General features: G+C 44.5%; 9 protein-coding genes. 5 read left to right on the forward strand and 4 right to left on the reverse strand.

Features of this window, described 5'->3' with window-relative positions:
- The first annotated feature begins 139 nt into the window (after positions 1-139).
- Positions 140-3,466, forward strand: a complete 3,327-nt coding sequence (gene ileS / locus F3J22_RS04635; RefSeq protein ID WP_167014761.1) for an isoleucine--tRNA ligase — start codon at positions 140-142, stop codon at positions 3,464-3,466.
- Here the strand turns inward: ileS and F3J22_RS30505 are convergent.
- The gene (locus F3J22_RS30505) at positions 3,463-3,951 is read right to left on the reverse strand and encodes a hypothetical protein (protein ID WP_240155002.1); all 489 of its coding nucleotides are present in this window, start codon (positions 3,949-3,951) and stop codon (positions 3,463-3,465) included. The two genes, ileS and F3J22_RS30505, sit on opposite strands and share 4 nt — an antisense overlap.
- 67 nt (positions 3,952-4,018) lie before the next feature.
- On the opposite strand from F3J22_RS30505, the gene F3J22_RS30510 reads away from it, so the two are divergent.
- Positions 4,019-4,522 (forward strand): TraR/DksA family transcriptional regulator, encoded by a 504-nt coding sequence (locus F3J22_RS30510; RefSeq protein WP_370459404.1) that lies wholly within the window; start codon positions 4,019-4,021, stop codon positions 4,520-4,522.
- 114 nt (positions 4,523-4,636) lie between these two features.
- On the opposite strand, the gene F3J22_RS04645 is transcribed toward F3J22_RS30510, so the two are convergent.
- Both F3J22_RS04645 and F3J22_RS04650 read right to left on the reverse strand, forming a co-directional pair.
- Positions 4,637-6,154: a glycosyltransferase gene (locus F3J22_RS04645; protein ID WP_167014765.1), complete on the reverse strand. Its 1,518-nt coding sequence runs from the start codon at positions 6,152-6,154 to the stop codon at positions 4,637-4,639.
- Between the two features lie 189 nt (positions 6,155-6,343).
- Positions 6,344-8,176, reverse strand: coding sequence for an ABC transporter ATP-binding protein (locus F3J22_RS04650; RefSeq protein ID WP_167014767.1), 1,833 nt, complete (start codon positions 8,174-8,176; stop codon positions 6,344-6,346).
- A 211-nt stretch (positions 8,177-8,387) separates the two neighbouring features.
- On the opposite strand from F3J22_RS04650, the gene rbfA reads away from it, so the two are divergent.
- On the forward strand, positions 8,388-8,786 hold the full coding sequence (rbfA, locus tag F3J22_RS04655) for a 30S ribosome-binding factor RbfA (RefSeq protein ID WP_167014769.1): 399 nt from the start codon (positions 8,388-8,390) through the stop codon (positions 8,784-8,786).
- A 40-nt stretch (positions 8,787-8,826) separates the two neighbouring features.
- Positions 8,827-10,053 (forward strand): FtsX-like permease family protein, encoded by a 1,227-nt coding sequence (locus F3J22_RS04660; protein ID WP_167014772.1) that lies wholly within the window; start codon positions 8,827-8,829, stop codon positions 10,051-10,053.
- Positions 10,054-10,130: 77 nt separating this feature from the next.
- Here F3J22_RS04660 and F3J22_RS04665 read toward each other — a convergent pair whose 3' ends face one another.
- Complete coding sequence (locus tag F3J22_RS04665; RefSeq protein WP_167014774.1) at positions 10,131-10,967, reverse strand: transketolase; 837 nt, start codon at positions 10,965-10,967, stop codon at positions 10,131-10,133.
- Positions 10,968-11,133: 166 nt separating this feature from the next.
- Between F3J22_RS04665 and F3J22_RS04670 the strand changes: the two genes are divergently transcribed.
- Positions 11,134-12,279 (forward strand): glycosyltransferase family 4 protein, encoded by a 1,146-nt coding sequence (locus F3J22_RS04670; protein WP_167014776.1) that lies wholly within the window; start codon positions 11,134-11,136, stop codon positions 12,277-12,279.
- The last annotated feature ends 23 nt before the right edge of the window (positions 12,280-12,302 follow it).

The raw sequence follows: 12,302 nt of genomic DNA on the forward strand, positions 1-12,302 counted from the left end.
CTAAAAAAAGAACAAAAAAAGTTGAAATAACTGCGATTTTAAGAAAGTAACGGCTTCTCGTCCCAGCCTATTTTATTAACTTCGCACAATTTTAATCAATTATTGTATCATATAACATCAAAGGACGGGGAATTGTTTTATGTCCAGCAAATATCAGGAATATAACCAACTGAATTTACCTCAGATAGAGAAAGATATACTCCAGCAATGGGAGCTCCGACGGGCTTTTGAGAAAAGCGTGGAAGTCCGCGAAGGTGCTACTCCCTTTGTATTTTATGAAGGCCCTCCAAGCGCAAACGGATTACCTGGTATTCACCACGTAATTTCCCGTACCCTGAAAGACCTTGTATGCCGTTACAAAACCATGCAGGGGTTCCAGGTGAAAAGAAAAGGCGGCTGGGACACACACGGTCTGCCTGTTGAATTAGGCGTGGAAAAAATGCTGGGTATCACCAAAGAAGATATCGGTAAGAAAATTTCTATTGCTGATTATAACGACACCTGTCGCCGTGAAGTTTTAAAGTACAAAGACAAATGGGATGAGCTGACCCAGAAAATGGGTTACTGGGTGGATCTGCAGGATCCATACATCACATTCGACAATAAATATATAGAATCCCTCTGGTGGGCACTCCAAACCCTCTATAAGAAAGGATTGCTTTATAAAAGCGTAAGTATCCAGCCTTACTCTCCTGCTGCCGGTACCGGCCTTAGCTCCGCAGAGCTGAACATGCCCGGCACCTACAAGGATGTAAAAGATACTACCGTGGTAGCCATGTTCAAAGCGGCAAAAGCAGCCAACTCACAGTTCCTGTTCGATGCAGCCGGCAACGATGAAGTATTCTTCCTGGCCTGGACCACCACCCCATGGACTTTACCTTCCAACCTCGGTCTGACCGTTGGGGCTAATATAGATTACGTACTGGTAAGTACTTTTAACCAATATACCCATCTGCCAATCAATGTTGTAATGGCTAAAGTGCTGTTACACAAATATTTCAAGGCAGAAGGCGAAAACGCTGACTTCGCTGAATACAAAGAAGGCGACAAGGTAATCCCATGGAAAATCCTGAGCACCTTCAAAGGAAAAGACCTGGAAAACCTCCGTTACGAGCAGCTGCTGCCTTATGCACAGCCGGAAGAAGGAGATCCATTCCGCGTAATTATCGGCGATTTCGTTACCACTGAAGACGGTACCGGTATCGTACACACTGCTCCTGCTTTTGGTGCAGACGATAACCGTGTAGGTAAAAAATATGGTATCGGCATCCTTACCCTCGTGGACAAAGCCGGTAAATTCACAGAAAACGTTGGCGAATTCTCCAACCGTTATGTGAAGAATTATAAAGATGATCCTGATTACAAAGACGTAGATGTGGATATCGCGGTAAAACTGAAAAAGGAAAACCGTGCATTTAAGGTGGAGAAATATGAACACACCTATCCACACTGCTGGCGTACCGATAAGCCAGTACTGTATTATCCGCTGGATGCATGGTTCATCAAAACCACTGCAGTAAAAGACAGGATGATAGAACTGAATAAGACCATCAACTGGAAACCTGCATTCACCGGTACCGGACGTTTCGGTAACTGGCTGGAAAACATGGTAGACTGGAACCTTAGCCGCAGCCGCTACTGGGGTACTCCGCTGCCTATCTGGCGTACAGAAGATGGTACCGAAGAGAAATGTATCGGCAGCATCGAAGAACTGAACACCGAGATCCGCAAAGCCAATGAGGTACTGGGCGGTGATGTGAATAAGTCTTATCTCCATGAAGGTATCCTCGATCTGCATAAACCTTATGTAGATGATATCATCCTGGTAAGTGAATCCGGTCAGCCTATGCGCCGTGAGCCGGATCTGGTAGATGTTTGGTTTGATTCCGGTGCCATGCCTTATGCTCAGCAGCATTATCCGTTTGAGAATAAAGAGGCAATCGACGGCCGCCAGGCATTCCCTGCGGATTTCATTGCTGAAGGTGTGGATCAGACACGTGGATGGTTCTACACATTACATGCACTGGGCGTAATGCTCTTTGATAATGTGGCGTTTAAAACCGTAGTATCCAATGGTCTGGTACTCGATGCTCAGGGTATGAAAATGAGTAAACGCCTCGGTAACGTGGTGAATCCATTTGAAACCATTGCGCAATACGGTGCGGATGCAACCCGCTGGTACCTGATCACCAATGCATCGCCATGGGATAGTCTCAAGTTCGATGTGAAAGGTGTTGGCGAGGCACAGCGTAAATTATTCGGTACACTGTATAACACATATAATTTCTTCGCTATGTATGCGAACCTGGATAATTTCACATTCAAGGAAGCATACATTCCACTGGAAGAACGCCCGGAAATTGACCGCTGGATCATTTCTGTACTGAATACACTGGTGAAGGAAGCAACTGCCTACTTCAACGATTATGAACCTACCCAGGCGGGCAGAGCCATTGAGCGTTTTGTAGATGAGCACCTGAGTAACTGGTACGTGCGTTTATGCCGTCGCCGTTTCTGGAAAGGTGAGTACGAACATGATAAGATTAGTGCATATCAGACACTGTATGAATGTCTTGAGACGGTGATCCAGCTGATGGCTCCGGTTTCTCCATTCTTTACAGACTGGATGTTTAACAACCTAAACAGTGTGACAGGCCGCCTTAAGGCAGAGTCTGTTCATCATTCCGATTTTCCGGTGGCAGTAGCGGAAGCAATTGATCCGGATCTGGAAGAAAGGATGCAGCTGGCGCAGGATATCTCATCATTGGTTTTAAGTTTGCGTAAGAAGGTGAATATCAAGGTTCGCCAGCCATTGCATAAAATCCTTATCCCGGTATCAAATGCACACCAGCAGGAACAGATCGCTAAAGTGGCGGATTTGATAAAAAGTGAAGTGAATGTCAAAGCAATTGATTATCTTACAGAAACTGCGGGTTTTATCAAGAAAAAGATTAAGCCTAATTTCAAATCTCTCGGGAGTAAGATGGGGGCGAAAATGAAATCTGTTGCAGCCGCTATCGGCGCCTTTACAGATGTAGAAATTGCCACTATCGAAAAGGACGGTCACTATGTATTGCGTGTGGAAGGAGAGGATGTACAAATCCAACTCTCTGATGTTGAGATCATTTCCGAAGATATACCTGGATGGACAGTTGCGAATAAGGGTGCACTGACAGTAGCACTCGATATTACTATTACACCTGAGTTACAGGATGAAGGTAATGCAAGGGAACTGGTTAACCGCATCCAGAAAATACGTAAAGACAGTGGTTTTGAACTGACTGACAGAATTGATGTTAAAGTAGCGGTGGTAGACACGCTGAAGTCGGCGATTATTAACTATAATGACTATATTTGCACGGAAATTTTGGCAGATAGCTTGGATTTAGTAGCGACGCTACAAGATGGTACAGAAATCGAGGTTAACGACCTTAAATTTAATGTATTAGTTAACAAAAAAAGCTAATCCCCCATGGCAACAAAAAAGAAGGTTGCTAGCAAATCGACAAAGAAGGCAGCGGCGCCAAAGCCTGCAGCAAAGAAAGCATCATCCGAAAAGAAGGTATCTGCTACTGCTCCCGCTAAAAAAGCATCGCCCGCTACCACGAAAGCAGCCAGTGTAAAAACTGCTGCAAAAGTTGTTAAGCCAGCAGCCTCCAGTGCGAAAAACGAAGCTAAAAAGCCTGAAAAGGCCGTAGCTGCGAAAAAAGCACCCGTTGCCACAAAGGCTTCTGCCCTCCAAAGCAAAGCACCATCCGTCAAAGAAAAAGTTGCTGTACCTGCAAAATCGACCGTAACAAAAGAACCTGCTGCAAAGCAGCTAGTGGTGACCAAAAGCGTTTCCGCTGAAACAAAGAAACCATTAATTTCTAAGTCAGAAGAAAAAGAACTTAAAACGATGGCAGTAAAGAAAGCAGAAAAGGAACAAGTTGCTAAGGAGAAAGAATCCACAAAAAAAGCAGCGGATAAGCCAGTTGTAAAAGCTGAAAAATCAGTAAAGACGGAAAAAGAAAAATCCGTGAAACCCGAAAAAGGAGCTGAGAAAGCTGAAAAATCTGAAAAGAAAAGCAGCAAAGCAGGTAACCTCGTCGCTTATCAACCTGAATTTACCAAATCTGTACTGGATCAGCCAGAACAACCCGCAGGTCCGGTATTCAGGTATAGTGATGCAGATCTTCAGGAATTCAAAGAGCTTATCCTCAAAAAACTGGAAGCAGCTAAGAAAGAACTGATTTACCTGCAAGGCCTTATCACCCGCAAGGACGAAGCTGGTACTGATGATACTGAAAATAAATACATGAGCATGGAAGATGGTAGCGGCTCCCAGGAAAGAGAGCAGCTCAACCAGATGGCCAGCCGTCAGATTCAGTTCATCGACCACCTCGAAAAAGCACTGGTACGTATAGAAAACAAGACTTACGGCATTTGTCGCGTAACCGGCAAACTGATCGATAAGGCTCGTCTGAAAGCAGTACCTCATGCTACCCTTAGCATCGAAGCCAAACTGGCTAAAAGCAAATAAAGCTTTAAAACGCATCTGCGTAAAAATAAAGCGCCCTTCCGCATTAGCCGGAAGGGCGCATTGTTTTTAAAGACTGCCAGTCAAACGCAGTACCAGTACTACCTGGTCATCTGCCTAAACACATTTTCTATCCGCTCCCCTGTTCCGCATCGCCAGGTATATCAATCCGGCTGCTCCCAGCCCCATCAGACTCCCGATACCAATTCGCCTGGCCTGTCGCTTATCAATCTTAACAGGTGGCAATCTTAATTTTTTCTTTTCTACAGAAACATCCGGAACTATCTCCAGTAATGGTTGCAAAGAAAGACCAGTAATTATTTTATCAGCAATCTTTTCTACAGCTGACCGCTGATATTGTGGACAAAATGCAACACCTATACCCGCGTTAATCAATAATTGTTCGTCTTGCTTACCATCTCCCACATACACAATATTTTGAGCGTGTATGCCATATTCTGCAGTGATGTACGAGAATAAATTCAGTTTATCATACACTTCATCTTTGATGAAATAGTCTGCTGCAGTAAATACACCGGTAGAAATACTGTTGACCAGTTGTATTTTATTGGCAAACACGAAATCCATTCCCAGCTTGTTTTTGATATGACGTGCTACACATCCGTAACTGTCTGTAACCATGCCACATACATAGCCGCGTCGTTTCAATTCCTTCACCACAGCTGCAATGCCGGGTACTACAGGAATAGCATCAGCCACTTCCAGCAGCTCCGCCAGGTTTCTGTGTTCAAACAATGTGGTAATCTGCTTCATGCGGTCCACAGGGTCTGTAACGCTGGCCTGTATACGAAGATAGGTAGCTTCTTCGTCGAAAGCGATGGCTGCCCAGTGCAGGTAGTCCTGCGTAAAAACAGCATGGTCCATATTAAAGATGACCATCTTCTCCATTTTCTCAATAGATTCAAGGATAGAATATTCCATCTGTTCCCTGATCACATTGATATTCCCCAGTGTTTCCAGGTTTTCAGAAGGAATGTTTTCTGCTTTACGAAGGATGGTGCGGGATACTTCCCTGGACATCTTGCTCAGTTGTTCCCATGTTTGCATGGCGTTTTCCACTTTGCCGATATTCGCTTCTGTAATGCGTGCGCCTTGCAGGTGTACGTCTATCAACAGGCCTATATCTACGCCATAGTCATTTTCAAAATGTACACTGGAGAGCAATGATTTGCGTGCTGCGATCATGCCGCTGAGTGGTTGCTGAAAGTGAGCAAGTTCAGGAAATAAAATACTCAGCAGTGGCTTGGCCACTAATTGTGTGACCCTGCCTGCCTGCCTTTCAAAGTAGGATTTGACGAAGTCAGCTTCGTCCTTTTCAATCGGAATGGTTAATAAGTCTACAATGTTATCAGGATAGGTGAGGATGTCACCATCTACATAGGCGATGATGTCGCCTTTGGCGGCCATCATTCCCTCTCTCATGGAAATACCTTTGCCGCGCTGGCTGCTGGTAATTACCCGTACATCTTCTTTCATAGCTTCTGCTACGGTATTATCCGTTGAATTATCATCTACTACAATAATCTCAATTTTACGGGATGTCTTCTTTATCGTTTTAATAACCTGGCGGATGGTAGCGCCTTCGTTTAATACAGGAATTACGATTGAAATCATAGGAGTTCGCTATGTTAAAGGTTAATAAAATAAAGCTGCAAAGAGCTGGTTGGCATTATCAATGGGGCGTATAACAAAAACGGGGCCATAACCGGCCACTGATGCGAATCTTCAGGTATTAATACGAATAAAAAAAACGCTTCAGGATTTCCTGAAGCGTTTTACATATATGCATTATCGTTAGATGAGTTATTTGAATTCCTGCATTTCGACTAAACGTCTGTAAATGCCGCCATTAGCGAGGAGTTCCTGGTGATTACCTCTCTCTACAATTTCTCCTTTCTCCATAACAATAATTTCAGACGCATATTGAATGGTACTGAGTCGGTGTGCAATAACAATGCTGGTACGGCTTTCCATCAATTTATCCAGTGCGCCCTGTACCAGTTTTTCTGATTCTGTATCCAGTGCAGAAGTGGCTTCATCGAGGATCATAATAGGCGGATTTTTGAATACCGCTCTTGCGATGGTCAGGCGCTGACGCTGGCCACCACTGAGTTTCATACCACCGTCGCCGATATTGGTATCGTAGCCGTTTTCGAGCTGTTCAATAAATTCGTGTGCATTGGCAATTTTCGCTGCACGGATCACCTCTTCTTTATTGGCATCAGGATAGCCGAAAGCGATGTTGTTGAATACGCTGTCGTTGAACAGGATGGCTTGCTGAGAAACCACGCCCATCAGGCTGCGCAGGTCTTCTACTTTCAGGTCACGTACATCATGTCCATCTATTTTAACAGCGCCTCCCTGTACATCATAGAAGCGCGGAAGCAGGTCGGCCATGGTAGATTTACCGGCACCGCTGCGCCCTACCAATGCGATGATCTGACCTTTTTTAATTGTCAGGTTCACATTTTTAAGTACAGGCTGTTGCTCGTAGGAGAAGTTGATATTATCGTAAACGATTTCGTTGTTGAAATCTTTGATCGCATCCGCATTAGGTTTCTCCTGTATGGTAACCGGCGCATCCAGTACGTCAAAAATTCTTTCACTGGATACCAGTCCTTTCTGAATGGTAGTGATAGCCGTAGAAATATTTTTTGCCGGTTGCAGGATCTGGGAATAGAATACCAGGTAGGTCATGAAAACAGCGCCGGACATGATTGGGTTTTCGCCTATCACCAGGCTGCCTCCGTAAAGGATCAGGATGAGGATAACGGAAACACTGAGGATTTCAGTAATAGGTGATGCCAGTTCACGTTGGTTATACATGGAACGGCTCACATCGATGAACTCCTGGTTGGCAGATCCAAACTTGTTCTGCATAAATTTCTTGGCGCCAAATGCCTGGATAATACGGATCCCGCCAATGCTCTCTTCAAAAATACTTAATACCCTTCCCAATAATGACTGGCTGAAATGTCCTTTTTGCTTCAGTTTTTTACTGATATAGGAGATGATAAAGCCGGAAAGCGGGAAATACCAGATGGTAAACAGGGTCAGTTTGGTAGACATGAAGAACAGCGCGATAAAATACGCGATGATGATAAACGGATCGCGCAGGAATACCTGGATGGAGTTTACCACGTTTGATTCAATTTCCTGTACGTCACTGGCCATGATAGTCAGTATCTCACCTTTTTTCTTATCGTGATAAAAAGACAGTGATTGCTCTGTGAGTTTAGTGTAAAGATCGTTTCTTACACGTTTCAGCATGGTCATGCGGAGGCGGACGATCACGCGTGCACTCATGTACCGGCCGAAGTTGGCCAGGATGGTACAGCAAGCGATAAACATACCTACAAAGTAGAGGGCATGCATTTTATCCTGTACGATATAGGTGCTGAGATGGTATTTAAAGAGATCAATGAAATAGTATACAGAGAATTCGAAATGTGGCTGCACCAGGTTTTTTGCTGCTTCCTGTGCATTCGTCTGGTTAAATAATAGGTCGAGTAATGGTATAAGTGCTGAAAAATTGACCAGTCCGAAAATAATACCGATAATAGTATAGATCAGATATTCGGGCAGGTAATGGTGCAGCGGAGTAGCATATTGTAATAATCGCTTAAACGTCTTCATTCCTGTTGCTTTAATCTTAATTTTTAAGAACAGGCAAAAATAGCACAATATCATAGAAATGAGAGACAAGAGCTTGAATTCGGGTTATTCTTTGCGGGAAATGGTTAATTTCGCGTCATAAGAGGAGTGAGAGCTTTAGTGAAGTTTGGGATTGTGGGACAAATATGTTATTATCGTAATGTCCCGTTTATTAACGAAAAAATTGATTGACATGCAGGAAACAAAGCGCCAAAAACAAATAGGACAGCTGATACAGGAGGAATTAAGTGATATATTTCAACGCATGGGTTTCAATGTGTTAGAGGGCGGAATGATCTCTATAGCAGCGGTGAAAATGACTCCTGACCTGCTGGAAGCCAAGGTATATCTGAGCATGTTTCAGATAAAGGACAAGGATGGGATGCTGGACCGTATCAATGAGCGGATGGGCGAAATCCGTAAATCGCTGGGTATGCGCGTAGGCAAACAGCTGCGTCGGGTACCTGAGCTGACCTTCTTCCTGGACGATACCCTGGATTATGTGTTTAAGATGGAAGAGTTATTTAAGAAGATAAAGGAAGATGATTCCAATATCAAAGGAAATAACGATATCAAAAACGACACAAAATAATTAAGACCCTCTCGTAGAGAGGGTTTTTGGCTTATAAGATATGATCTGGCAATTTGCTTCCCGTTACTTTTGGGCCAGGAAATCTACCAATGCTATCAATATCATTGCCTGGGTGAGTGTAGGTGCGATTGCTGTAGGTGCTGGAGCCCTGATAGTGATATTGAGTGTATTCAATGGTTTTGAAGACCTGGTGAAATCCCTTTATTCTTCTTTTTATCCTTCTGTTAAGGTGGCCCCTGTTTCGGGGAAAACGATTCAGCTGAATGCCGGTCAGCTTTCGGCTATTGGCGGTACGCCTGGCGTACTGGCTTATTCGGCTATAGTGGAGGAGAAGGCGGTTATTCGCTTTGCCGATGATCCGACAATTGCCGTGCTGAAGGGGGTAGACAGCAACTACAATAAGGTTACCGACGTAAAAAACAAGATGGTACGAGGTACGTTCGACACCGGCGACGATGAGAACGGCTATGGTGCTGTTTTGGGGTTGGAGCTGGAAGGGGCGCTGGGTGTGGATGTGGCGCGTAGTATCGCACCCGTTACCGTGTATGTGCCCAGGCGAAGTGCTACTTCCTTTACCATTCCGGAAGAGGCACTGAATAGCGGGATTATCTATCCCAAAGGTACTTTTGCGATCCAGCAGGAGTTTAACAGCAAATACGTTATTACCAATATCGCCTTTATGCGTAAGCTGCTGGAAATGGGACCTGATGAGATGTCGGCCCTGGAAGTGGCTGCCAAACCGGGTGTAAGTGAAGACGAGCTGAAGGGCCGGCTGAAGCGTTTGCTGGGGCCGGGGTATAAGGTGCAAACCCGCTTCGAGCAGAATCAGTCGTTATATGCGGTCATGATTACGGAGAAATGGGCGGTGTATATAATACTGAGCTTTATCCTGGTGATAGCGGCATTCAACATGATAGGTTCGCTGACGATGCTGGTCATAGAAAAGCAAAAGGATATTACCATACTAAAGGCAATGGGTGCACGCCGTTCATTAATTATGAAGATATTTTTAGCGGAGGGGATGATTATTGCCGGTATTGGTACCTTGATTGGTTTTGCACTGGGAGGATTATTCTGTCTTATTCAGCAGCGCTTTGGCCTGATAAAATTAGATGGAGATTCGTTTCTCATACCTGCATACCCGGTAAGTATGCATGCGGGTGATTTTGGATTGGTGTTACTAACGATTATGGTTATAGGTTTATTGGCCAGCTGGTATCCTGCCCGTAAGGCGGCGAATGAAGTAATTGAGTTAAAGGCAACCTGATTGGAAAGCTATTATAAAGAAAGAGGCGCCTTTACACACGGTAGAGGCGCCTCTTTTATGTTAAAGCGTTTATATGCTTAGTAGTCACCTAAAGTTTCAGGCAGCTGTGCCAGTGCTTTAGCCAGTTGTTCATCGTTAGGAGCGATACCATGCCATTCGTGGTGACCTTCCATGAAGTCAACACCTTGTCCCATCACGGTTTTCATGATGATGCAGATTGGTTTGCCCTGACCGGTGAGTCCTTTGGCTTTTTCCAGTGTAGCAACAGTTTCATCCATGTTATTACCATCCATGTGGAGTACATGCCATCCGAAAACTTCGAATTTGGCGCCGATATCACCGAGTCCGGCAACATCATTTGTTGTACCATCTATCTGTTGACCATTTGCGTCAATGGTGACGATAAGATTATCCACTTTGTGGTGAGGAGCAAACATAATTGCTTCCCAGTTCTGACCTTCTTCGAGTTCGCCATCGCCATGGAGGGAGAATACGAGATGTTTATCACCATTCAGTTTTTTAGAGAGTGCAGCACCGATGGCAACGCTCATACCCTGGCCGAGTGAACCGGAAGCAACGCGTACACCTGGAAGGTGTTCGTGTGTGGTAGGGTGACCCTGCAGGCGTGAGTTTAATCTGCGGAAAGTATTCAGCTCAGCAGCCGGAAAGTAACCGGAACGAGCCAGTACACTATAGAATACCGGAGATATGTGCCCGTTAGATAAGAAAAACAGGTCCTGGTCTTTACCGTCCATGTCAAACGGAGAAGGTTTGTGGTCCATTACCTTGAAATAGAGCGCTGTAAGGAAGTCGGTGCAACCTAAAGAACCACCAGGGTGGCCACTTTGTACAGCATGTACCATTCGTACGATATCTCTTCTTACTTGCGTGGCTATATCTTGAAGCTGTGGCATGATAGTTGTGATTTTTATGAGCCGCAAAACTAATAGAATTTCATAGAATTGAGGCTGTTGAATGTTTTTTTTGCGAGGCCAAAATATCACAAAATCTTTATTTTTTCTGCTATTCTTTTCACATTTCATTGAAATTAATATCTTTGCACTCTAACCCCCCTATTAAATGGAGAATGTATTAATTGCTACCGTCCTAAGTTTTGTTGTTACCTATTTTTCGATTCCAATACTCATCAAGGTGGCGGAATTAAAACACCTCTACGACGAACCGGACGAAAGAAAGGCTCATAAAAAGAGAATCCCGACACTGGGAGGAATCGGATTTTTTTCCGGTTTCATCATTGCTGCTACGGTATGCGTACCGATGTTGCAGAATTCCCCTTTTCAGTACATGATGGCTGCTTTCTTTATCATCTTCATGGTTGGTTTGAAAGACGATATCGTTGGGCTCTCTCCGCTTAAAAAACTGATTGGTCAGTTAATGGCGTCTTTTGCCATTGTTTACCTGGGCAATATTCAGCTAACAAACATGTATGGCTTTCTGGGGATACACGAACTACCTCCTAGTATCAGCCTCATGTTGACGTATTTCACCTTTATAGTGGTTATAAATGCCTTTAATCTGATCGACGGGGTGGATGGTCAGGCGGGTAGTATAGGCTTGCTGGTGAGTGCGCTGTTAGGGGCTTATTTTCTACATGTAGGGGAAATCACCTATGCTGTGCTGGGGTTTGCACTGGCGGGTGGTCTGGCAAGTTTCCTTATCTACAATATCTCTCCTGCAAAAATATTTATGGGTGATACCGGTTCATTGCTGATTGGGTTAGTCAATGCAGTGCTGGTGCTAAAGTTTATTGATGTAGCTGGTAATCCTGCTGGTAAAATGCCTATTGGCTCCAGTCCGGGTGTTGCCTTTGCTATCCTGATAGTTCCTTTATTTGACACCCTGCGTGTGTTTACGGTTCGTATGCTGAATGGAAGATCTCCATTTTCTGCAGACAGAAATCACATCCATCACTACCTGCTGGATTTGAAACTGAATCATAAGCAGACTACCCTGGTGGCTGTTACCATTAATGCACTGTTCATCGCCGTAGCTTTCTCCTTACAGTCTGTTGGTACAACAGCGATGGTAATGGGAGTAATCACCGCAGCAATTGTGCTTACAGGCATGTTATATATTGCACGCAAGCGCCGCCTGGCTGCGATTCAGCCTATGCTGGCGCCGGCAGCTGAAGCCGTGGTAGCTACCAATGCTGCACAGGCTAAAATCCTGAAGGTCAGTACAGAGGGGATCTTACAAGATAAATAGAATATATTTTTTATATATAAAGG

Source organism: Chitinophaga sp. Cy-1792 (assembly GCF_011752935.1).
In the GTDB taxonomy this organism is placed as follows: domain Bacteria; phylum Bacteroidota; class Bacteroidia; order Chitinophagales; family Chitinophagaceae; genus Chitinophaga.